At 45.9% G+C, this 22,642-nt stretch carries 18 protein-coding genes; 10 read left to right on the forward strand and 8 right to left on the reverse strand.

Annotated features, from left to right (window positions below):
- Positions 1–65: 65 nt before the first annotated feature.
- Positions 66–1,178: a histidinol-phosphate transaminase gene (gene hisC, locus ACXLDX_RS15160; protein WP_457578028.1), complete on the forward strand. Its 1,113-nt coding sequence runs from the start codon at positions 66–68 to the stop codon at positions 1,176–1,178.
- A complete protein-coding gene (cmk, locus tag ACXLDX_RS15165; RefSeq protein ID WP_457578029.1) occupies positions 1,171–1,860 on the forward strand; it encodes a (d)CMP kinase in 690 nt (229 codons plus the stop codon). The genes hisC and cmk overlap by 8 nt, the downstream gene beginning before the upstream one ends.
- A gap of 9 nt (positions 1,861–1,869) precedes the next feature.
- Here the strand turns inward: cmk and ACXLDX_RS15170 are convergent, their stop codons facing one another.
- On the reverse strand, positions 1,870–2,520 hold the full coding sequence (locus ACXLDX_RS15170; protein ID WP_457578030.1) for an OmpA family protein: 651 nt from the start codon (positions 2,518–2,520) through the stop codon (positions 1,870–1,872).
- An 874-nt stretch (positions 2,521–3,394) separates the two neighbouring features.
- Between ACXLDX_RS15170 and rlmKL the strand changes: the two genes are divergently transcribed.
- From rlmKL to ACXLDX_RS15205, 7 genes are all read left to right on the forward strand, one after another.
- The gene (gene rlmKL / locus ACXLDX_RS15175) at positions 3,395–5,542 is read left to right on the forward strand and encodes a bifunctional 23S rRNA (guanine(2069)-N(7))-methyltransferase RlmK/23S rRNA (guanine(2445)-N(2))-methyltransferase RlmL (RefSeq protein WP_457578031.1); all 2,148 of its coding nucleotides are present in this window, start codon (positions 3,395–3,397) and stop codon (positions 5,540–5,542) included.
- A gap of 174 nt (positions 5,543–5,716) precedes the next feature.
- On the forward strand, positions 5,717–7,384 hold the full coding sequence (locus ACXLDX_RS15180) for a response regulator (protein WP_457578032.1): 1,668 nt from the start codon (positions 5,717–5,719) through the stop codon (positions 7,382–7,384).
- 126 nt (positions 7,385–7,510) lie between these two features.
- Positions 7,511–8,566, forward strand: a complete 1,056-nt coding sequence (locus ACXLDX_RS15185; RefSeq protein WP_457578033.1) for a 3-oxoacyl-ACP synthase III — start codon at positions 7,511–7,513, stop codon at positions 8,564–8,566.
- Between the two features lie 83 nt (positions 8,567–8,649).
- On the forward strand, positions 8,650–9,282 hold the full coding sequence (gene amrA, locus ACXLDX_RS15190) for an AmmeMemoRadiSam system protein A (protein ID WP_457578034.1): 633 nt from the start codon (positions 8,650–8,652) through the stop codon (positions 9,280–9,282).
- 78 nt (positions 9,283–9,360) lie between these two features.
- A complete protein-coding gene (locus ACXLDX_RS15195; protein WP_457578035.1) occupies positions 9,361–9,999 on the forward strand; it encodes a hypothetical protein in 639 nt (212 codons plus the stop codon).
- Positions 10,000–10,002: 3 nt separating this feature from the next.
- Positions 10,003–10,200 carry a hypothetical protein gene (locus ACXLDX_RS15200; protein ID WP_457578036.1) on the forward strand — a complete coding sequence of 66 codons (198 nt, stop codon included), beginning with the start codon at positions 10,003–10,005 and terminating at the stop codon, positions 10,198–10,200.
- A gap of 144 nt (positions 10,201–10,344) precedes the next feature.
- Positions 10,345–10,860 carry a PaaI family thioesterase gene (locus ACXLDX_RS15205; RefSeq protein WP_457578037.1) on the forward strand — a complete coding sequence of 172 codons (516 nt, stop codon included), beginning with the start codon at positions 10,345–10,347 and terminating at the stop codon, positions 10,858–10,860.
- Positions 10,861–10,914: 54 nt separating this feature from the next.
- Here the strand turns inward: ACXLDX_RS15205 and ACXLDX_RS15210 are convergent, their stop codons facing one another.
- The 6 genes from ACXLDX_RS15210 to cbiM form a co-directional block, all read right to left on the reverse strand.
- Positions 10,915–16,353, reverse strand: a complete 5,439-nt coding sequence (locus tag ACXLDX_RS15210) for a protein kinase domain-containing protein (RefSeq protein ID WP_457578038.1) — start codon at positions 16,351–16,353, stop codon at positions 10,915–10,917.
- A gap of 348 nt (positions 16,354–16,701) precedes the next feature.
- Positions 16,702–17,430 carry an energy-coupling factor ABC transporter ATP-binding protein gene (locus ACXLDX_RS15215; RefSeq protein WP_457578039.1) on the reverse strand — a complete coding sequence of 243 codons (729 nt, stop codon included), beginning with the start codon at positions 17,428–17,430 and terminating at the stop codon, positions 16,702–16,704.
- A 60-nt stretch (positions 17,431–17,490) separates the two neighbouring features.
- Positions 17,491–18,237, reverse strand: a complete 747-nt coding sequence (gene cbiQ / locus ACXLDX_RS15220) for a cobalt ECF transporter T component CbiQ (protein WP_457578040.1) — start codon at positions 18,235–18,237, stop codon at positions 17,491–17,493.
- A 5-nt stretch (positions 18,238–18,242) separates the two neighbouring features.
- The gene (locus ACXLDX_RS15225; protein ID WP_457578041.1) at positions 18,243–19,025 is read right to left on the reverse strand and encodes a DUF4198 domain-containing protein; all 783 of its coding nucleotides are present in this window, start codon (positions 19,023–19,025) and stop codon (positions 18,243–18,245) included.
- Entirely contained in the window at positions 19,022–19,786 is a 765-nt protein-coding gene (locus ACXLDX_RS15230; protein WP_457578042.1) for a NikL family nickel/cobalt ECF transporter subunit, read from the reverse strand. Before ACXLDX_RS15230 ends, ACXLDX_RS15225 begins: the two co-directional genes overlap by 4 nt.
- Positions 19,787–19,857: 71 nt before the next feature.
- The gene (cbiM, locus tag ACXLDX_RS15235; protein WP_457578057.1) at positions 19,858–20,469 is read right to left on the reverse strand and encodes a cobalt transporter CbiM; all 612 of its coding nucleotides are present in this window, start codon (positions 20,467–20,469) and stop codon (positions 19,858–19,860) included.
- Positions 20,470–20,615: 146 nt separating this feature from the next.
- Here cbiM and tsaA point away from each other — a divergent pair, with 146 nt between their 5' ends.
- Positions 20,616–21,323 carry a tRNA (N6-threonylcarbamoyladenosine(37)-N6)-methyltransferase TrmO gene (gene tsaA / locus ACXLDX_RS15240; protein WP_457578043.1) on the forward strand — a complete coding sequence of 236 codons (708 nt, stop codon included), beginning with the start codon at positions 20,616–20,618 and terminating at the stop codon, positions 21,321–21,323.
- On the opposite strand, the gene ACXLDX_RS15245 is transcribed toward tsaA, so the two are convergent.
- Positions 21,307–22,635, reverse strand: a complete 1,329-nt coding sequence (locus tag ACXLDX_RS15245) for a hypothetical protein (protein ID WP_457578044.1) — start codon at positions 22,633–22,635, stop codon at positions 21,307–21,309. The genes tsaA and ACXLDX_RS15245 overlap by 17 nt on opposite strands.
- Between the last annotated feature and the right edge of the window lie 7 nt (positions 22,636–22,642).

A 22,642-nucleotide genomic window follows, 5' to 3' on the forward strand; every position in this document is an offset into this window, starting at 1 on the left:
GATAACCGGAAGAACAGTGAAGGGGTTGTGCCGGTTTCTCTGAAAACTATCAATGGTGACGTAAATTGAAACTCGTTATTCCTGAAAATATAAGTCAGATAAAACCGTATCCACCGGGAAAACCCCAGGATGAGCTGGAACGTGAGTACGGTATAAAGGATTCAATAAAACTCGCATCCAATGAAAATCCATGGGGCCCATCTCCGAAAGTTATCCGGGCTCTGCGCTCTGAGCTTCTGAACCTGAACAGGTATCCGGATGGTTCTTCCTACTATTTGACACAGGCGCTGGCGGAAAAGGCGGGAGTTGATCCTGAAGAAATAGTTTTGGGCAATGGTTCGAACGAAGTTATTGAATTTCTGGTAAAGGCTTTTGTAAAGGAGGGAGATGAGGTTATCACAAGTCATCCCTCCTTTCTTATGTACCAGAAATTTGTTCAGATCAGGGACGGGGTTAATTTTGTTGTGCCTTTAAAAGATCTGCGTCACGATCTTGGTGTTATTCTTGAAATGATTTCTGAAAAAACAAGATTGATCTTCCTTGATAATCCCAATAATCCGACTGGAACTGTCATTAAACCTGTAGATTTGTATGAGTTTTTAAGCAATGTCCCTGAATCGGTGATCGTTGTTCTTGATGAGGCCTATGTCGATTTCATGGAAATGGGGTCAAGAATAGATGTATATTCGCTTGTTCGTAACAGTGAAAACAGGTGTCCGGTCGTTTTGCTGAGAACATTTTCAAAAGCGTATGGACTTTCAGGTTTGAGGGTCGGGTATGGGATTATGGACAGGAAAGTTGCAGCCTGTCTTCATAAAGTTCGTCAACCTTTTAATATAAACAGAATGGCCCAGGCTGGAGCATTGGCAGCTCTGGAGGATGAGGATTATTATCGACAGACTCTGGACAACACCAGAAGTGGATTGAACTTTCTCATGGAAAATGTCAACAGGTTGGGGTGTAGAGGCCTTGAGTCCCAAACCAATTTTCTTATGGTGGATGTAATGGGGGACGGGGATAAGCTGTATGAGGCTATGTTGTATAAAGGAGTTATTATCCGTTCCATGAGTTCCTACGGGTTTTCAAATCATATAAGGGTTACAGTTGGAACAGAGGAAGAAAATAATCGTTTTATTGAAGCTCTTTCCCTTTGCCTGGATGAACTCGGTTATGTCTGAAATACAGGAAATTGTCACCATTGATGGTCCTTCCGGTGTCGGAAAATCCACGGTCAGCAAAAAAATCGCCGATGCTCTTGGGTTCACCTATCTTGATACCGGAGCAATGTACAGGGCTGTGGGCCTTTTCATACACAGGCTTGGCGTTGACCCGGAAAAAGAAAAAGATCTTCCAGTTCTTCTGAATTCACTTGAGTTGTATTTTATACCACCTGAAGAAAAGGGTGGCGATGTGGGGATTCTTCTTAATGGAGAAAATGTAAGTGACATTATTCGCACTCCGGAGGTCGCGATGGTTGCTTCACATGTCTCCGCTTTTCCAGAGGTTAGAAAAAAACTGACAGAAATGCAGCGGGTTCTGGGGAATAGAGGAAAAATTGTGGCAGAAGGACGGGACATGGGAACAGTCGTTTTCCCTGGAGCGCGATATAAATTTTTTCTCGATGCAGACCCGATGGAAAGAACCAGGCGACGCGTTGTCCAGTTGAGAGAACAAGGTGTACCTGTTGATGAAGAAGAACTCCATGCCATGACCCTGAAACGCGACAAAAACGACAGGGAAAGAGCAATAGCACCACTTAAACCGGCTGAAGACGCCGTACTGCTGGATACGACGTCTTTCAGGGTTGAGGATGTTGTTGAAAAGATTCTTCAGATAATTGAAAGAAAAGCGGTGAAGTAAATCAGTCTTTTACTTTATGACAAAATCCGCACGTCTGTTTAACCTGTAACTTTCTTCATTCTGTTCCAGAAAAAGCGGTTTTTCCTCACCAAAAGACAGGGTTCGTATTCTTACAGGATCTACCCCCAGATTGATAAGAAACTGACGTGTATTGATAGCCCGTCTCTCTCCCAGTGCCAGATTGTATTCGTTAGTTCCTCTTTCGTCGGAATTTCCTTCGATGATAATTGTTGTTCCTGGAATTGACTGGATATATCTGGCGTTCTGTATCAGAATGTCTTCCATATCCGGTTTTATTCCGGCCTGATCAAAGTCAAAATAGATGGGGAAGAGATTTGCGGAAGACCTGCCATGAACCTGTTTGTATTCCATGGTCTGATCTTCCGGGGCAACGGTTTCTGCAGCTGCATTTGTTCCGCCAACGGTAGTGTTTTCCATATTCGTGTCATCCAGGGTACCCACAGCAGGAAGATTCTGCTCGGAATATCCTCCTTCTTCGGCGGGGGGATAATGTATATCTTTTCCGCCGGACAGGGTTGAACCTGTTTCTCCATCAATCCCCGGAGGAACTACAGTTTTTTTACTGCAGCCGGCTCCCAAAAGAACAAGCGAGCCAAGAAGGAATAAAAATAAGAGAGATGTGAATGGTTTGTTTTTCATGATTTCTCCTGTTTCTCCAGAGTCAAAATTGAAAAAAGTTAATCTGAAAATCTTTAACTGAGGGTTGTACCGCTGCAGTTGGGATTTTCATTGCCTGTTGCACCCGGAATGCACAAGTGATTAAACCATGGAGCTGTCTTCAGGCCACCTTGAAATTTGCTTTTTACCCGGTCTCTGCGTTACAAGGTACCCCTCATAAAAAGTCACTGTTTGAGCGCAAGGTTTGATCCTGTATGTATTTATTGACCATTTTGAGTGGTTAAATGGTATAAATAATTTTTTTTATAACATATTAAAATAAACCAAATTTTATTCATGTACGAAACTCTGTCTGTAATTTGAGAACCTGGAGATGTACCTGTTTTATCAGGAACACCTCCAATCAGGCTGGTGTTTTGTGGGTAATGAGAAAACAAATAATACTTTTTTTCATTTTCTGAAGTACACTATTTTGGTTTAATCAGCTTATGCTGACAATACAGTTTAGTCGTAATAATTGAGAGGTCAAGGATAAACTCCGGAATTCGTGATGACTTTTTATTTTTGATTATCAAGCATACTGAAACCTGGATTCATGGAGGATTCAGGTTTCAGTCGAGGTCACCCAAAAAAATAAGCGCAGCCATATAGAATCCTGATTACGTACAAAACTCAGCCTGATACTTGTGAACTTGGGGATGTGGCTGAATTTCATGGGTAATCAGATAGAGAATTGATATTCCGAGCATTATTTTTTGAGCATAACACAGGGTTTGGTAAAAGGGCTATTTATGGAGAAGCACAAGTTAACGACATTGAATAAAGACCGGGTGTTGAGAAAAAAACAAGCGGAACTTAACCTTTTTCTGAACCACCTGGTTCAGGTTTAAAATTGATGAAAAAGAGAGAAAACAGGAACAGAAAAAGAAAATTTACTGCTATTTGTGCCGTTGGCCTGGAAGCACTGGTTGAGGAGGAGATCCGCGAATTCGGTGGAGAGAGAGTCGCCTGTGACAGGGGGGTTCTTTCCTGGAAAGGTTCTCTGGAAACAGGTTACAGGGCCTGTCTCTGGTCCAGGTTTTCATCAAAAATTCTTCTTCATCTGTACAGAATCAACGCAACAGACGAAGAAGAGCTTTATCGGGAGTGTCTGGCTATCCCATGGGACAGTCACCTTACTGTTAAAACTACTTTTGCCGTTGACTGTACTCTTTCCGGACAAGGCAGAATCACCCACAGTCGATATGCTGCCCTGAAAGTGAAGGATGCGCTTGTTGATTTTTTCCGGCAAAAAGAGGGCAGGCGCCCCTCTGTGGAAAAATACAGACCGGGGGTCAAAATCCATGTTCATATTCAGGACTCTGTGGCGGATGTTTTTATAGATCTTTCCGGAGAGAGTCTTCATCGTCGGGGATATCGGGTATCCGGGGGAGCGGCACCTCTTAAGGAAACTCTGGCTGCAGCCCTTGTCGGTTTAAGTGGATGGTTAGCGGAAAACTCAATGCCTCTGCTTGATCCCATGTGTGGAACAGGAACAATACTGATCGAAGCTGCGCTGATGTTCGGGGATTCCGCGCCGGGATTGTCCAGGTCCTATTTTGGCTTTATGGGCTGGTTGCAACATGATCCTGAATTATGGCAGGATCTGGTGGATGAAGCTGTTTTTCGGGAAGAGAAAGGGCTTACCCGAAAGTGGCCGGTTATGACAGGATACGACTGTGACCCTGTCGTTGTAAAAAGCGCAAGAGAGAACATACTGAGAGCCGGCCTGGAAGAGAAAATAACAATTAAATGTGCGGAACTGGCAACGCTTCAGTCTCCGGCGGTCCGGGGAATGATCATCTCCAACCTCCCTTACGGCGAGCGACTTTCGGAGGTGGAGCAGGTTTCCTGGCTGTACCGGGGTTTTGGCAGGAAATGCCGTTTTTCCTTTCCTGGTTGGAATGTCGGGGTTTTTATTGCAAACGCAGAACTGGCTGATCGTTTTAACCTGGTCTGGGAAAAAAAATATCCCCTTTTTAATGGATCCCTGCCCTGCAGACTGCTTGTCGGCAGAATCGAAGGGACGTTACCCGGCCCTTTTCAGTGGAACCCTTCACAACAGGGCCTGGTAGACAATGAATTTGCAAACCGGTTAAGAAAAAATCTGAAAAAAACCATCAGATGGGCGAAGAGGGAGTCGGTTTTCTGTTTCAGGATATATGACAGGGATCTGCCGGAATATAATATCAGTATTGATCTTTATGAAAAATGGGTTCATATTCAGGAGTATGCTCCACCAAAGACAATCAGCAGGGAGTTGGCACGAAAAAGGTTAAAAATTGCCGTCAGGCAGATAAGGGATGTTCTGGGGGTCCGTTCCGACAGAATTTTTTTAAAAACACGAAAGAGACAGAAAGGGAAAAAACAGTATCAGAAAAAGAGTAACCAGAGAAAGCTTTATGAGGTAAGAGAGGGCGGCTGTTCTTTTCTTGTCAACTTTACTGATTATCTGGATACGGGGTTGTTTCTTGATCATCGTCCTGTCAGGGAAAGAATTTTCAGGGAAGCGGGAGGCAGGAAGTTTCTTAATCTTTTCGGCTATACGGGAAGCGCCACACTTCAGGCTGCAGCAGGGGGTGCGTCAATGACAACAACAGTTGACCTTTCAGCAACCTACACGGAATGGATGAGATTGAACCTGGCCCTGAACGGGTTCTGCGAGGGGAATCATCGAATTATCCAGAGTGATGGTATGGAGTGGCTCCGGCAGGACAGGGGACAGTATGGTCTGATCTTTGTGGACCCGCCTACTTTTTCGAACACCAGAAAAGAAAAGAGGGTTTTTGATATTCAAAGGGACCACTTTCAACTTATACAATTAGCCATGTCGCGTCTGGAATCTTCCGGTATTTTGTTTTTTTCAACAAATTACAGAAAATTTTCGCTGGATCCGCGTCTTCATGAAATCTTTACCCTGAAAGACATCAGCAGGAAGACTATTCCTTTTGATTTTTCGAGAAACAGCAAAATCCATAAATGCTGGGAGGTTAGAAAAAAATAGAAGGTGCCTTGAAAACCAATGAAAATCTGACTGCGGCGCTACAACCTTCAGTCGAGGATTTTCAGATAAACCGGCATAGCCGGTCTCTATGGCTCAGCCACAAAAAACTGATGGAAATCCCGACTGCGATGATACAATCCTCAGCCGGGGGGCAGATAAAAGGGGGGAGGCAGATTGGCAGAGATTGATAGACTTAAAGAACAGGTAGCAAGCCTGAAAAGACAGATCAGTGGGCAGAAGAAAACAAATGAGATTTTGAAAAACAGGGCGTGTCGATCTGTTTTGCACGCAGCCGGTGACGGGGTAAGAGTTTTTCCGGATTCCAAACGTTCACCCAGCCAGGTAAAAAACACTTTTCTCGAAAGTGTCAGTCATGAGGTTCGCTCTTCAATTAACGGTGTTGTCGGGATGATGGGGCTTGTTTTTGAAACGGATCTTTCGGACAGGCAAAGGGATTACCTGGAAATGGTGTCATCTTCAGTGGAGAGACTGCAGGGGGTTGTGAACCGGATTCTCGATTACTCAAAAATAGAATGCGGTCTGCTTGAGCTTGGGGAGGAAGATTTCAATCTCAAGGAAAAGCTGGATAACGATCTTTACCTGTCAATGCTTGAGGCGGAAGGAAAAGGTCTGGAATTTTCCTGTTATATCGGTCCGAATGTTCCCACCCATGTCAATGGAGATCCGGAAAGAATTGTTCAGGTCCTGTCCAGCCTTGTCAACAATGGTATTAAATACACTGAACAGGGACAGGTTGAAGTAAAGATTGAACATGGCGGGTATGACAGGGAGAATAACCTGCTCCTTAAATTTTCGGTGATTGACAGTGGCTGTGGTCTTGACGAACGGAGCCGTGCTCTGATTGGTGGTTACTTTAATAAGAAGGTAAGGAGTTCCTTCCAGCCTCTTGTTGTAGGTTCTGGAGGCTTTGGGCTGACGATAGCCTCGCAGCTTGTGGATATCATGGGAGGACGAATCGGTTTTTCTTCCGGGTCGGACGGTTCTGTTTTCTGGTTCAAAGTGCCTGTCAGGGAGGTATCTGATCTGTACTCTATGGAAGACAGGGGAAGCCGGGTCTTTGAAAATATTGAGGAAAAAAACACTTATGCCTTGAAAGGAGCCAGACTCCTTCTGGCGGAGGATGAACATATCAACAGAGTTCTTCTCGAAACTATTCTCAACCAGTTGGATATAGAGGTTACATCGGTTGAATCCGGAGAGCAGGCCGTAAAAGAGCGATTCAAAAGTAAATTTCATGCTGTGCTGATGGATGTGCAGATGGATAAGATGGATGGTCTGGAGGCCACCAGAAAGATAAGGGCTTTTGAAAAAGAAAAAGGTGAGCATGTTCCTGTGATTGCTTTAACAGCTCTGGCCATGCCCGGCGACCGGGAAAGGTGTCTGCAGGCGGGTATGGATGACTACCTGCCCAAGCCGGTTGACAGGGACCAGCTGATAGATATCCTGAACAAACATATTACACGTAAGGCCCTTGTTGTGGTCAGTGACCTGGAAAGACAGCAGGTTCTGGTTCGCGTACTGGTGGAGTCCGGTTGGATGATAACCATTGCCGAGAGCAGACGAACAGCAATGTATGAAGCATCCCTTTCTCCTTTCGATCTGATTATTTTTGACATATCCGGCTCAGTTTCCGACTGGTTCAGTGCTGTTAATATTATCAGACAGCTTGAGGAGTATTCCGGACGCAAAGCTGTTGTTATAGGTATTTCCAGGGAGAGTGATTTTGAGGAAAACCGGGAGCACGGTTTTGATTCGTTTATTACTGGTCCTTTCACCGAGGACAGGATAAAAAAAGAACTGGAACAATTTAAAAGAGACTGATTCCATGGAAAAAGAAAAACCTGAAACAGGTGGGGGCTTTCTGGGAACAACTATTTTTATGCTGTTTTTTTCATGTTGTTGCTGTACAGATAATTTCGAAGCCGTAACGGATTCAGGAACATATCAATGATACATTATGATCATGTCTGTCTTGACACTTTTGGGTATGAATTACCTCCCAGGGTAGTCAGTTCAGAAGAAATTGAAAAAAGACTTTCTCCATTATATGAAAGGCTCCGTCTTCCTGCCGGAAGACTGGAGCTTATGAGCGGAATCCGGGAGCGCCGTCTGTGGCCGGATCGGACAACACCGAGTGATGCTGCAACCCTTGCCGGAAAAAAAGTTCTTGCCACTGGTGGAATATCTCCGGAAAATATTGAATGCCTGATTTTTACGTCAGTTTCCCGGGATATGATGGAGCCGGCAACAGCCTCTTTTGTTCATAACAGGCTGGGACTCCCACCCTCCTGCCTTCTCTTTGATATATCAAATGCCTGCCTGGGTTTTCTGGACGGAATGGTCATGCTGGCCAATATGATTGAACTTGGTCAGGTAAAAAACGGCCTGGTCGTGTCGGGGGAAACAGCAGAGCAACTGCTTGAATCCACAATACTTTCACTGCTTGCCGATCCGGATCTGACCAGGAAGTCAATTAAACCTGCGTTTGCCTCTCTCACCATAGGCTCCGGCTCCATTGGGTTGTATATGAAGCGAGTGGCAAAAGATGAAAGATGTCTTCGGCTGCTTCATGGTTCCTGGAGGGCCAATACTGTTCACTCAGATCTCTGTCACGGAGGGCAAAGTGGTCCGGGGACCACATTGATGGCAACTGATTCCGAGGAACTACTTTACAGGGGGGTGGAGACGGCTCTTCTGACCTGGAAGAATTTTTCCGGGAAAAAGGGTTGGTCAGGGGAGATGATTCACCATTTCTTCTGTCACCAGGTGGGGTCTGCCCACGCAAGATTGCTGTTTGAAAAGCTTGGACTTGATGAAAAAAAGAATTTTGAAACTTTGGCCGCTCTGGGGAACGTCGGTTCCGTTTCCGCCCCCGTAACGATGGCCATGGCCATTGAACAGCGTGTTTTCCGGCCGGGGGAGAGAGCAGCGCTTCTCGGTATCGGCAGCGGTATTAACTGCATGATGCTCGGTGTTGAATGGACGGATCAGGAACGGGGTTGAAAGGACATGGAGTTGTGGTCCATGTGAGCAGTTATAAGGATTCGGAAAAGTCCGGTTCTGACCTCGAAGGATAAGGTACCCTTATGTCGATTGGAAATCTGACGCAGGAGCAGGGGAAGAAACTGGTCGCACTTGCAGAAACAGTTATTGATTCTTACCTGAATGGAAAGAAAACAATACCAGGTAAGCCGGAGGATAAGGTTTTTAATGAAAAGGGAGCCAGTTTTGTAACTCTGAAAATCTCTGGAAATTTGCGTGGGTGCATTGGGAGACTTGAACCGATTACAACACTCTGGAAAGATGTTGCTGAAAATGCGGTCAATGCCGCTTTTAATGATTTTCGTTTTTCTCCTCTCAGCCGGAATGAATTTGTTGAAACCAGAATTGAGGTTTCGGTTATGTCGACCCCTGTTTCCCTGGAATATGGATATCCCGGAGAACTTACAAAGCGTTTGCAGCCGGGGGTTGACGGTGTCATCCTTCAGGATGGCGCAAAAAAAGCTACCTTTCTGCCCCAGGTATGGGAACAGTTGCCTTCTCCTGAAATATTTCTGGCGCATCTTTGCAGAAAAGCGGGGGTTGATCCATCCGCATACCAGGAAAAAATACTGGAGATAAAAACCTATACGGTCCAGAGTTTCACCTGCGCCGGGTCTTGTTCATGCGGGCAGGGTGGCGCGAAAAAGGACAATCAAGATACGCCAGAGCGGCGTTGACGGGGCAAGCACATCCCCAAGTCAACAAGCATCAGGCTGAGTTTTGTACGTAATGAGAATAATTTTTAAATCAGAAAAATGGAAAAAATTGTATTACCTCCCCGGTTATTAAAGAAACTGCAGGAAATATACAGGAAGCTGGAAGACGAATATGAATACGTTGCCGGAGAATTGGCCTTTTCCTGCAGAGACTGTCCTGATAATTGCTGTGATTCCTATTTCCTCCATCACACATATGTGGAATGGGCCTATCTCTGGATGGGACTACAGGAACTTGAACCTGAATATCTTGCAGAGATTGAAGCGAGGGCGGGAGAATATATTCGGCGTTGCGCTGAAGCTGAGGGCCGCGGGGAACGGCCGGAGGTGATGTGTCCTCTTAACAGTCAGGGACTCTGTATTCTTTACGAACATAGAATGCTTGTCTGCAGAACCCACGGAGTACCCGCCCGAATACAAAGACCGGATGGCCGGGTTTTGCATTTTCCGGGATGTTTTCACTGCCAGGGTGTTGTGGAAAAGATGGATCGTAAAGATCTGAGTGTTGACAGGACACCCATGCTTCACCAGCTCGCTCAACTGGAGGGAGAGCTGCTTGAACGGCGGAGACATCTTTTACCCAGAGTAAAGCTGACGATTGCCCAGATGATTATCAAGGGGCCCCCAACGGTCCCCTCGCTTTTTTGTGAGCGGAAAAACCCTGTGACCAGTGGATAGGTTATGAAAAATACTGGAGAGCTCTGGGAAGCAATCGGCGAAATTAACGAGGAAGAACTGGGGCATGTTCTTGTTCGGCTGTTCACCATTTATGAGGCATTATTGGCCAGGGATGAAAACAGCGAAGAGGCTTTGAATTTCTTCAAAAATCTGGATACGGCTCTGTCTGTAACGCAGGGGTGTAACCTGAATCGCAGGTGACAGGAAATCACATGCCTGCTTGCAGGAAATTGATCAGGTAACCCTGAGAGGAGTTATTACCTGATGACCCGTGAACCGGGTAAGCTTATATGATTAAATGGTTGTATTTGAGTTGAGAAGCAAGAAAATGAATGGAGAAAATAAATGCGTTTCAAGGTGAAGAAAAAGCAGCCGAATTCAAAGATGTGTTTTGTCTGCGGGCTTGAAAACAGCTATGGTTTGAAGAGCAGATTCTACGAGCTGGAGGACGGGCGGCTTGTTGGAGTATTCACTCCCCGGAATGAACACCAGGGGTATCCCGGCAGACTGCACGGTGGTATTGCCGCAACAATTCTGGATGAAACCATAGGACGGGCAATTATGTTTGCCCACTCAGGAGATGTATGGGGGGTCACCCTGGAATTTTCCATGAAATTGAGAAAACCAGTTCCAATTGGTGAAGAAATCAGAGTAATTGCCCGAATTGAAAAGGAAGGGCATCGTTCTTTCAACGGGGTTGGTGAGATTCTTCTCGGGGATGGTTCTGTTGCCATTGAGGGAAAAGGTCGGTATTTGAAAATGGACATTGAAAAAATTGCTGAATTTGACCATGAAGGGGAAGAGTGGGTGGTGGATGAGTCCCCGGATGACCCCGACTATATTGAGATAGAAAAGGCATGATTTCTGTATCGTGTAACTGTTAAAGCCTTATTTTAAAGCTGTCGTGGTGTGTCTTCAGTCTGTCTGGGGAAGGGTCAGCGTGAAAACGGTACCTTTTCCGGGTTCGGATTCAAAAGAAAGAGTTCCCCGGTGTTGTTTAACGATTCCATAGGATATTGACAGGCCCAGTCCTGTGCCATCTTCCGCGTGTTTTGTTGAAAAGAACGGTTCGAAGATATTGTCGCCAATGGCCGGGTCTATTCCTGTTCCCCTGTCCTCTATGGAAAGAAGGATTTCTTCATCTCTGTTTTCGGTTGTCACTGTAATGGTTCCTCCTGCCTGTGGAGTTGCGTCAGCGGCATTGATTGTCAGGTTCAGGAGTACCTGGCTGATCTGGTCTGGAACAGCGTAAATTTCATCACAGGTGGCCCGGTAATTTGTTCTTATTTCCAGGTTGCGGGATTTCAGAAATTTATCCTGGAGCTGCAGGACATTGTCCATAAGGGCGTGAATGCTGGTGCTTTCTTTTTTTCCGGATGTTGGTTTATTGAATTGGCCAATGTCTTTGAGCAGTTTTTTCATTCGGTCACATTCTTCAATACCGAGCTCGATGAGTTTCCTGTCTTCATCGTTTAAACCTGGGCGCTCCACCAGATCGGAAAGCAGGTATTTGACTCCCATAAGGGGGTTGCCGAATTCGTGGGCGATGGAAGAGGACAGGCGGCCCAGGGCGCTTAATTTTTCAGAGTGCAGGAGTTGAAGCTGTATTTTCTTTCGTTTTCCAATCTCTTCATTCAGTTCCACCACCGTATTTTCAAGTTCACTGAACAGTTTTGAATTTCGAATGTTTATCGCCGCCTGATCGCCAAGAAGTTTGATCAGCTCCTGTCTGTCAGAGGAAAATGCCTGGGTGGTCAGGTTGTTTTCGAGGTAGATAATACAGATGAGGTTGTTTCTGTAAAAGAGCGGTTTGCAGAGTATTGAGCGAGGCTTTTTCTCTGTTATATACCTGTCATCTGTGAACAATCCCTCCCGGGTCGCATCATCTAAGATTACACTGTTTTGGGTCTGAATGACATAATTGAGTACAGCGCTTGAGGCATTCTGCTGGGAGTCGACAGCCATGTTTCGAGGGAGTTCAATTTGTTTACTTCCCCGGGTTCCAACGGCCTTTATCTGCCAGTCGTCATTTTCCTTGAAAACCAGAACACCTCGCTGGGCTCCTGAGCTTTCAAGGAGGATTTTCAAAACCTTTTTCAGGAGTTCGTAAAATGTTGTTTCTTCAGTCAAGACCTGCGATGCCTTAAAAATGGCCATTACATCAAATCGCGGGGTTGTTTCAATGGAGAGGAGGTTTCCCGGAATGATATCTTTCGGCGCATGGTGGGAATGATTGTTCTGCCTGTCTATTTGTTGAATCTTGGCTGTTGCACCCCATCTGTAATAGCAATACCTGGCTTCTTTTGCATACGGCCGGGCAAGATGGTTCTGGTTCAGGGACGTGTAGTAGCGGGAAGCCAGTTCAAGGGCGAGTGCTTCCTCCTGAAGGTAACCGGATTTTTCTGCCTCTTTGATTGCCCGGTCATAGAGCCTTACGGCCTGCAGGTGATTTCCTGTCACCCTGGCCCTTTCTGCTTCAACAAGAATATATTTATGGTGATAATTTTCTGGTGAGTACTTTGCCCAGTGCTTCATCCTGTTCTGGTTTGATGCAACTGTAAGACGAAAATGAAGTCTTTTCCCCTGTGAGGCTTTTTCATACAGGGCCAGGCGCACGAGAGAATCGTAGAAATAGAAAACAGGGACAACAATTGAGGCAAAGACAGCAGGCAGCCATTTTTTAGCCCGGTTTGAACAGTTGAGGGCCTTGCTGAAGTGTCCAAAGAGATATGAATGAATTGTCTTCAGGAGGTAGAGCTGGAAAAGTGAGGTGAAGTCACCTCTTGTCATGTGAAAGGGAATCATTTCCTCTTCGTTGTAGAATTCACCCTGAAAAAGTTCCGGGAAATCATTCTCTCCCCGGAGGTTGCTCACGGCCTGACAGTACATGTTCTGGCGATAAAGAGCGATGGGCTGTGCGTGCCTTTCAATTTCTTCCCGGTAAATGGTCAATTCCTGTCGAGTTCTGTTGAGGTTATGACCAAGATGATAAAGACGATGGGAGTAGGAGCAGGCAGCGTTGACTGCCAGCTCAAGTTCTCCACGTTCCCTGCATGTTTTGAATGCTGTCAGGAGTGGAGAGAGCGTTGTCTTTAAATGATCTTTCCAGTGAGCAATCAGGTTGTTGACTATGTAATAGGCATGTATTTTTTTGTATTTATTACCATAAAGAGTTGAAACATTACGGGCGAGTTCACCAAAGGCGTAACCTTTGTTTATGCTGCTTCCCGGAAAGCTGCAGAGAAGAAGTCCGTAGGTGGGGTATCCAGCCATGAGTGCAAAAGGTGTGTTACCGTGTTTCAGGGAGAGGTGGATTGTCTTGATCGTAATAAACGGAAGGAGTTTCGGGCGGGAGCAATAGGCAACAGTGCTGATTTCCATGAGAAACTTCATGGCCTCCCGAGAGGATGAGTCAGTTGCTTCCGGCAGTTTTTCCAGGTGATCCAGACTCTTGCCAGCCAGAAGAATACGTGTTCTGAGCATCAGGATTGCGGCCAGAAAGGAGGATGGGTTTCGCGGAAGACGAACTCCAAGTTTGTCCAGTGCCTCCAGGCAGGTTTCAACACACTCTGCAAGTTTGTAGTCTGATTTCTGGGCTTTTGCCCTTATATGGTAGGCTTCAATTTTATCAAGAAAGGTTTTTGCTTTTTTACAGATTATGGAAAACAACCTGTCTGTTTCCCTGTATTTTCTGTTGAGATATGCGGCTTCGGCGGCTTCGGTGTGGACCTCCAGGGCAAGATCATAATATTCCTCCCAGCAGTTTTCCGGTAACAGGGTGAGTGCCGTCTGCAGGTACAAAAAGGCTGTTTCCCTGGAGGCTGCAGTTTTTGCCTTGCGGGCGGCTTTCAGGTTGGCCCTGGCAAGATCAAGTTTTTCATCCGGTGAGGTTATCAGCGAAATGGCCTGGTTCAGGTGAAAAACCGTATCAAAGTCGGTATGTTCAAGAGTTGTTGAATGCACCTGTTTTTGAAGAAACCGGCCGATTTTCAGGTGAATTTTTTCTTTTTTTTCCTTGTCAAGAAAGGAATATGCCAGTTCCTGTATCTGCTCATGACCGAAAATGATTTTTGTTGCAGGATTTCTGATATTTTCGGTTTTGTCTGAAAATTTTCGGCCGGGGGTTGCATTGTCGCAGTTGAGATTTTCATCAGTTTGTTGAGGTTGAGCCATAGAGTTCGGCCATGCTGTTTTATCTGAAAGTTCTCGGCCGGGGGGTGTATTGCCGCAGTTGGGATTTTCACCAGTTTGTTGAGGTTGAGCCATAGAGTCCGGCCATGCTGTTTTATCTGAAAGTTCTCGGCCGGGGGTTGTATTGCCGCAGTTGGGATTTTCACCAGTTTGTTGAGGTTGAGCCATAGAGTCCGGCCATGCCGGTTTATCCGCAATTAGCAGGCCATCAGAACAGAGTTCCTCTATGAGCGGCAGAATTTCATCCATCTCTTTGTCAACCACTGCCATAAGCGTGCCCAGGGAAAATGATTTGCCTATACAGGCACTGCTTTGCAGCAGCTCAGCGGTTTCGGCAGGGAGGGTCTGTATTCTCTGTGTCAGAATGTCAGCTATATTTTCTGAGAGTTTTGTTCGGTTGATTGCATTGATATTCCAGTTCCACCTGCCGGTTTCTCTCTCGAAAAACAGATGCTTTTTCTGATTCAGGGAGTGAATAAACTGTTTCAGGAAGAATGGATTGCCGCCTGTTTTGGTAAGACAGATTCGGGCAATCTGTTCCACCTTTTCTTCCCGGGAGAACAGCAGCCCCGACAGGAGTTTAACGATATGTTTTTTTTCCAGGGGGCGCAGTTCAATTGTCGTGAGGTTCAGGACAGACTTTCTAACGGTTTCCAGAGTGTCATGAAAAGGATGGTCCTCTTTTACCTCGTTGTTTCTGTAACATAAGATGAAGAAGATGTTTTTTAATGTGCCGGAGGTGAGCAGTTTACCCATGAGCTTAAGGGTTGATCTGTCGGCCCGGTGAATATTGTCCTGTACTATGACAAGGGGTTTTTCCGATGAGGCAAAAAGAGAGAGAAAGTCCTGACACAGTCGTAAAAGTCGCTGTTCTGTTTCAAAGGGACTGAGTGGGCGCGGGGCAGGATGTTTACCGATAATAAATTCAAGTTCAGGAACAACATCAGTCAGAACCTGACAGTTTTCCTGAAGTGTTTCCTCGATTCTCTGTTTCCAGGTGCGGATTGAATCTCTGTTCCCGGTGAGTATCCTGCTTATAAGAATCTGTATTATTATCAACAGAGCAGCGTAGGGTCTGTCCTGATCCTTCATATTGTACTTTCCGGTAACAACAAGAAAAGAGCGCTGGGGCAGTGTCCTGGTGAAATTGTGAACCAGTTCCGTTTTACCGATGCCCGGCAGTCCATTTATGAGAATTACACCTGGGGCGGCATTTTTCCTTTCGAGTGCCTGCTCCAGTTGTCTGAAGTTCTCTGACCGGTTGAAGAGTTTTTCCGGAAAAACAAGTTTGTCGTGGAAGTCGTTTTTTCCGGGAAGAAAAAAGCTTACAGTTTTTGTGTTTTGCAGCTCTGTCTGACACCTGTTCAGATCCGCAAGAAGGCCCGAGCATGTCTGGTACCTGTTCCTTCGTGTTTTTTTCAGAAGTTTCAGAATTATTTCCGAAATGGCCTCAGGGAGAGAGGGGTCTCTGTGGGCAGGGGGCGGAGGTTGGGTTGCAAGGTGAAGATGAAGAAGTTCAATGGGGTCGCCGGTTGTGAAAGGGAGTTCTCCCGTGAAAAGCTGATACAGCGTGATTCCAAGAGAATAGAGGTCTGTTCGGCTGTCAAGAACCTTGTCGTAATGACCAGTCTGTTCGGGCGCTATGTAAGCAAGTGATTTTTCACGTGTTTTCCATTCTGTATTCGGTATCCCGTTTCCTGGGTCCAGGGCAGCCATACCGAAGTCAATTATTTTTATGGAATGGGTTTTACTGTTGTAAACAATATTGGACGGGTTGAGGTCCAGGAAGAGAATATTGTGCCTGTGGATGACCTCGAGTGCTCTGGTTATCCTGATTGCCACTCCCAGTGTCCATTCCAGGTTTTTTCTTACTGTAGTGATTATATCTGCCAGGGTGACCTGGCCACAGTCTTCCATAACCATCACCAGGCTGTTTTTGTACTTTTCAAGGGAGTAGGCTTTGACTATCAGTTCTGACTGGATGGAAGATATAATTGAATACTCTCTGGCGAAACTGCGGAGAAGAGCGTTATCAGGGTGATCATCCTTTAAAAATTTCAGGATAACTGGAAGGTTGTCCTGATTTTTCTCTGCCCTGTAAATTGCATGGATGTCGCTGTTGTAGACAGTATCGGTGATTTGATATCCGGCAAGTCTGTGCACCGTCCGCTCCTTTTTCTGAAGTGCAGGATTCAGGATTCACCTTTTCCCGTGGTTTTGCGGTATTGTTTCCCTTATCCCTGCTTTACAAAATTCCTGGCAGTTTACCAGATCCCCAAAAACTATAACAGGTTATCCTGCAGAATTTTGTGAGGGTTTTGAAGGTTCCGGTGGTAATTGCTCACAGGCACCCCAGTTTTTCACGTTCTCTTTTGTCAGGCATGGAAGAAGGCTGGAGCGAAGAAGAGCCTGCAAAAATTTGTGGCAGAAGAGCAATTACAGGTTACAGGTCATAAAATCATATGGTTGATACCCCTGTGAGGAGTTACGAAGTAATGACCCGCGGGAGTATCAATGTTCATGACGGTGGGGGTGTGCTCCGGCCTTGTGAATATGACTGTGAACATGAATGTGATCATCTTCACATCTGTGGATATGTCCATGTTCTATCTGGTAGAGGACGGAATTTGTCTTGTCGAGAAAATCCCAGTCGTGGGAAATAATGATCTGTTTCTGGTTCAGTCCCTGCAGGATCGAAATTAAACGCTCTCTGGTCTCGGGATCCAGATTGTTGGTCGGTTCATCCAGAAGCAAAACCTCCGGGTTCATGGCAAGGATGGTGGCAAGGGCAACCAGTTTTTTTTCTCCCCCGGAAAGCCTGTGTGTGATTCTTTCCTCAAAACCGAAAAGCCCAAGTTTGTTCAGAGTTTTAAGAGCAAGATCTCTGGCTTCGGCTGGCTGATAGCCAAGGTTGAGAGGGCCGAAGGCGACATCTTCTATAACAGTCGGCGAGAAGAGCTGATCGTCGGAACTCTGAAAAAGAAAGCCGACATCTTTTCTGAGAGCCCTGAGCATGGTTTTGTCTGTGACGGGTGTTCCTTTGAACAGGAGCTCACCTTTGTCCGGTTTCAAAAGTCCAACAATAATTTGAAAAAAGGTCGTTTTACCGCAACCGTTCGAGCCGACAATACCATAGTTATTCTCTGTTATTGAGAAATTCAGGTCTTTGAGGATTGGCTCTTGAGCCTGGGGGTAACTGTACGTGATATTTCTCAGTTCTATTATAGGTGTGGTTGTCATGAACAGAGAGCTACACAATTTTGGAGTCTCTGGCAAGAAGAAAGACCTCTGAAACGCAGGTCATATAAAATTTGCCAGAATCAGAAGAAGAGTGAGTGCTGTACTGATAACCAGAAAAAAGGTGTCACTTCGGGTGTATACATCCCTTGAGAGGGGGATAAGATGTCCGTCAAATCCGCGCAGAACCATAGCCTGATGAACCCGGGTCGCACGATTCCAGCTTTTTACCAGAGTCATACCGAAAAGGTAACCGAATGTGCGGTAGGTATGGATGGTGGTTGCAGGGACAAAGCAACGCATTTTTGCCGCACGGACGAGGCGCTGGTACTCCTGATGGATGACGAAAACATAACGGTAGGAAAAGAGGAGAATAAAACAGAGTCTTTCCGGGAGGTGCAGGGCTTCCAGGGCGTGACCGATGTTTGCAATACGCGAGGTACCGAGCAGGGCAATGAGGATCAGGACTATTCCGTTTGTTTTCAAGGAAATAAGGGCGGCCAGCTGCACACCTTCGGAGGAAATGTGCAGCGGACCGGTCCCGGTGAGCAATATGCCGTCGTAGGTAAAAGGGAGAGTCAGCCATAAAAACAGGGTGAAACTGTTTACCGCCAGCAGTCTTTTGAGGACAAGCCTGACCGGCAATCCGGTCAGAAGGTAAAGAACAATCCCGAGAAAGAGAGTCATAGCTGCCACGGTGAAACTGTTTGATATGGCAGAAGCAGTGACAAGAGTTGTGGCAGCTATGATTTTGGCTTTTGGATCTCTCCGGTGCAGTGATGAGGTGCCTTCGGCAAAACGTTCGTTCATCGGCATCAGTTCCGTTTCTGAAAATCATCCAGGTGGATCCAGAGAACGGCACCTGTCTCTACACCCTTGTCGTTTCCATCGGGATCTTTAATGGTGTAATCGGCTTCAGTCAGCGCAGCAAAACCCCACCAGCCTGCACGGGGGCAGGTGAAGGTGAAAACTCCGTTGTCATCGGCTTTGACCACCTGCGTTATATGATAGTCGTCGGGAGCCTGCAGGATATTGCCCTTGTTATAAAACTCAACCTCAACTTCAGCTCCTGGGGCAGGCTTACCTTGCACCAGGACCTTACCCGTAAAGCTGTTTCCCGCATAGTTGCCGAAAGGACGCGTGAGGGGGACGATTTCTGTGGGCAGACCGACAGGCTCATCCCAGCCTGTATCATCGCCGAATGCTGCGACCACTGTTTTGGTGTAATGGATAATACTGATGTCTTCAGCCGGCTCCCAGTACGGGTGCGGTTCCATGACAAAGACATAGACTCCGGGACGTTTAAAGGAGATATCTGTATTCCACGCCTTGTGATCCATGAAAGTTGTGGCTTTCAGCCTGTCAGTTAAATCTGTTGTCTGCCCGTTGACTGTCATTGTGAATTTTTTTGGTTTTTTCAGATCCATGCCCCTGTTTTCAAAAGGATGGGCGAAAGCAAGTTCAAATTCTGCGTTTTTCTTATCCTGGGTAATGATATTGTTTTCCGGAATAATCATGCCGAAATGAGCAAGGCAGTCCTGGGCGGAAAAAACAAACAAAAGTGTTGCTGCGAAAGCGAGTTGTCTGACACGTTTCATGATGATTTTTTTTCTCCTTTTCTTTTTGCTTGAAAATATGTGGCTATTCCGGCCAGACCGAGGATATAACCGATTCCCCCCAGAATATCCTGGAGTGAAGTCGGCTTTTCCTGCTGGATGGCCAGGGATCTTTTTATTGGCCCGAGTTGCCTGTCCAGTTCTGAGGAGATAATTTCCCTCAGTAACGCTTCATTTGGCAGTTCTTTTCCCCGGGCTGATTTTTGTTCAGGGACAATTTCTGTTATTGTGTTTGTTTTTTGTGGAGTAGATTTGACTCCGGGCAGATAATCTTCAGCCTTGAGCAGCCAACTGTTTTTATGACCATCACCGCTGTTGATGGTAATTTTAAGGTTCAGCCGGTTGTCTCTTGCTTTTTTCGGAACGGGAAAAGAAAATGTTCCCCCTTCATCAGTTTTTCCTTTAAGGATCTCTACTTTCCCGTTTTGACTGGTTACTGTAACAGTTGAATTTCTGGCCGGTTTTCCACCGCTGAATTTTGCCTCTGTTTTTATCATACCGCCTTCTTCCCAGGCAAAAATTCTTACCTTATGTGCTTGAACCGGAAGGGATGTAAGCAGAATGAGAAGAAATGGAAGTATATAATACAGGTTTTTTTTAAGAGGGAATCCGTGACTGAAGAGTGTATCGCCGCAGTTGGGATTTTTATTACCTTGTTGAGTCCGGGCCATGGAGTCCGGCCATGCCGGTTTATCTGAACACCTGATAATTGCGGGCCTTTTTGTCGAGGTTTGTTTTTTCATTGTTTCCTGTTGCTGAGCCGGACGGTTCAGCCGTGTCGATTTGTTGATCATGATGTCACCTTTGCAGGGATCTATTTTTCCTGTTCGCTGATTTGCAGAAATTCGGGTTGCACTTTTGCCAGAAAAGATATGGTAAACATTGTAATAATTCCCTCGATAAACATGACCGGGATGTGGGCTGCTATGACAAGTTGAGCGGCATGCAGGAAACCGCTGTCTGTAATTGTAAGAGCGACAGCCTGAAGGAGGGATGAGAATAGAATGGAAAGAAAACCACACAAAAAAGCTGCTATTTTTCTTTTACTGCCATTTGTTTTAAACCAGGAGCGGAAGAGGTAATAACAGAGAAGTGCCGGAAGAGCCATGACTGTGGTATTGACGCCAAGAACAGTCAGGCCGCCAAACTGGAAAAAAACAGTCTGGAGAAAAAGGGCCACGAGAATAGCGGGAAAACAACTCCAGCCGAGAAGGAGTCCCATCAGTCCACCCATGATAAGATGAACACTCCCTGGACCCAGGGGAACGTGAATCAGCGAAGCGACAAAAAACGTGGCCGTAAGCAGACTGACACTCATGATTTTATCATAATTGAGTTTTTTCAGACCAACGGCCGTGCCCGCAAAAGCAACAGCTCCTCCAGTGATAAGAACGGGTGTGGAAAGGACACCCTCTGAAATATGCATGGAATACTGCTCCAGATAATAGACTGTTTCGGTTGACACTGCCTCTGGCTAGTGTTACGATTTTCAATGTTGTGTTACCGTAACAGCGCGCAAGGCCCTTGTCAAGGATAATAATATTTTTTTTAACTTTGTGTTACCGGAGTGTCATGAACATTCAAATTACTGTAGAAGCGGTGGGTGTTATTCATTCTTGCCTGAAGGAAAAATTTGGGATTCCCCGCCAACCGGGGATGGCTCCATCAGCAACAGCCTCACTTGAATTGCTGCCGCCTTTCGACCGGGAGGAAATGGTGCGGGAGCTGGAGAATTTTTCCCACGTCTGGGTTCATTTTTATTTTCACCGTGCTGTTGAGGAGGGTTGGAAGACTACTGTACGTCCTCCACGGCTCGGCGGGAAAAAACGAGTGGGTGTTTTTGCCAGTCGATCTCCCCACAGGCCAAATTATCTAGGTATGTCGGCTGTGAGACTTACTGGACTCCGCAGGGAAAAGGGGAAAATATTTCTTGATCTGGCTGATGTGGATCTGCTGGATGGAACTCCCGTTGTGGATATTAAGCCGTATATTCCTTATTCCGATTGCGTCACTGGAGCAGGTGATGGTTATACGGGGAATAAGACTGCAGGGATGGAGGTACGTTTTACGAATGAGGCCGAGGAGTTTTGTGCCCGATACGAACAGGAAACAGGGAGGACGTTACGGCAACTCATTGTGGAGCTTGTGGGACTGGACCCGAGGCCACCGTTTCAGAAAAAAAGCAGAAAGGAATTCGGCATGCTGCTCTGGGACGTCAATGTACGGTGGTGTGTATGCGGGGGTTATTTTGAAATAGAAAAGCTTACTCGATATGAATGAATTCCACTTCGGTTGTACTGTCTCCCCGTTTTCCGACTTTTGCAGTGGGCCTGAATGGGCCGCGACCGGGAGTAGTGATGATTTTCAGTTTATTTTTTTTCTCCCAGTGTTCCATTTCATTACTGTGAACTGTTTCCAGAAAACGTGGAAGTGCCGGCATTCTGGGGATTTTCCATTTTTCAGGATGATGAAAGTTGTCGTAAAAAATAAATGCGAAAAAACAGCAGGCAACAGGAATGCCCAGATTTGTAAGTTTCTGATGGTTTTCCAGGAATCTGTCTGCGGTAAACAGCAGGAAAAAGAGCCAGAAAAATTGAGGAATAAAAAGGTAGCAGGGGAGCAGTGTCTGGTAAAGCAGGTATTTTTTGCTTAAAAACAGGAGTGCCAGAGAACCGTTAATCAGGGTGAACAACAGCAGTGCAATTTTCAGGTAAAAAGAGTCCTTACGGAAAAAAAACAGTATTCCTGAGAAAAACAGAATAAAAAAGATTTCAATTTTCGGGGTGACAACATGCCTTGCCTCCATGAGAAAAATGTTGAGGATGAGGGTATTGAACCATATCTTCCTGATGGCTCCATGGAGGATATTGCCCAGCATGATGGTTTTATCGGTTACACAGAGAAGGTAGAGTATGGCCATGAGCATCAGGCCAAGCAAAAGCCGGGTTTTTCCTTTGAAGAAAAGAATAAACAGCAGGGAAAACGGGACAATCAAAACCGAGAAAGGACCGGACCATACGAGGAGCGAAAGAAAGATAAAGAGCAGGCCGGTTCTGAGGTTGTTTTTTCCCGCTTCCCAGAACAGAAGGCTGAAAAGAAGAATAACCGATACATAAATAAGGTATGTCAGTGTCGTGTAGTAAAACAGGTGGTTTACTCCGGATAAGCCAAGAAGAAAAGGGCTGCAGAAGAGAATATATCTGTTTTTCAAAAGGCCTGAACAGGGAAGGGCCATGACGGCGGCTATGGTCATGGTGGCACTGGTCATGAGGTAGACTGTCGGTTGCAGGCGAACATCAAGTTTTGCTGTCAGCAGAGCTATTGTGTTTGTCAGGATAGTTATATATCCATTTGGATTGTGTAACAGGCTTTTAACCCCTCTTATATCCCCATAAAAAAAATTAAAATAATGACTGGTGTCTTCCACATATAGACCGGGATGGGTAAAGTGAAACCATGACCTCAGCAGTAATACGAGAAGAAAGGTGAAAAAAGAAAAGAGCAGCAGGGGCCGGTTTGTGCTGAAAAAGTTTTTCCAGCCGAGGGCATATGGTTTTCGGGAAGACCAGTATGTTTTGAAAAAGGTGGTCATTTTTCCA

It is taken from the genome of Desulfomarina sp., assembly GCF_054039375.1.

Coding starts and splice junctions, on each gene's coding strand:
- cmk (WP_457578029.1), top strand. CDS start 1,171: ATGTCTGAAATACAGGAAATTGTCACCATTGATGGTCCTTCCGGTGTC.
- ACXLDX_RS15170 (WP_457578030.1), bottom strand. CDS start 2,520: ATGAAAAACAAACCATTCACATCTCTCTTATTTTTATTCCTTCTTGGC.
- rlmKL (WP_457578031.1), top strand. CDS start 3,395: ATGAAAAAGAGAGAAAACAGGAACAGAAAAAGAAAATTTACTGCTATT.
- ACXLDX_RS15185 (WP_457578033.1), top strand. CDS start 7,511: ATGATACATTATGATCATGTCTGTCTTGACACTTTTGGGTATGAATTA.
- amrA (WP_457578034.1), top strand. CDS start 8,650: ATGTCGATTGGAAATCTGACGCAGGAGCAGGGGAAGAAACTGGTCGCA.
- ACXLDX_RS15195 (WP_457578035.1), top strand. CDS start 9,361: ATGGAAAAAATTGTATTACCTCCCCGGTTATTAAAGAAACTGCAGGAA.
- ACXLDX_RS15200 (WP_457578036.1), top strand. CDS start 10,003: ATGAAAAATACTGGAGAGCTCTGGGAAGCAATCGGCGAAATTAACGAG.
- ACXLDX_RS15205 (WP_457578037.1), top strand. CDS start 10,345: ATGCGTTTCAAGGTGAAGAAAAAGCAGCCGAATTCAAAGATGTGTTTT.
- ACXLDX_RS15215 (WP_457578039.1), bottom strand. CDS start 17,430: ATGACAACCACACCTATAATAGAACTGAGAAATATCACGTACAGTTAC.
- cbiQ (WP_457578040.1), bottom strand. CDS start 18,237: ATGAACGAACGTTTTGCCGAAGGCACCTCATCACTGCACCGGAGAGAT.
- ACXLDX_RS15225 (WP_457578041.1), bottom strand. CDS start 19,025: ATGAAACGTGTCAGACAACTCGCTTTCGCAGCAACACTTTTGTTTGTT.
- ACXLDX_RS15230 (WP_457578042.1), bottom strand. CDS start 19,786: ATGAAAAAACAAACCTCGACAAAAAGGCCCGCAATTATCAGGTGTTCA.
- cbiM (WP_457578057.1), bottom strand. CDS start 20,469: ATGCATATTTCAGAGGGTGTCCTTTCCACACCCGTTCTTATCACTGGA.
- tsaA (WP_457578043.1), top strand. CDS start 20,616: ATGAACATTCAAATTACTGTAGAAGCGGTGGGTGTTATTCATTCTTGC.
- ACXLDX_RS15245 (WP_457578044.1), bottom strand. CDS start 22,635: ATGACCACCTTTTTCAAAACATACTGGTCTTCCCGAAAACCATATGCC.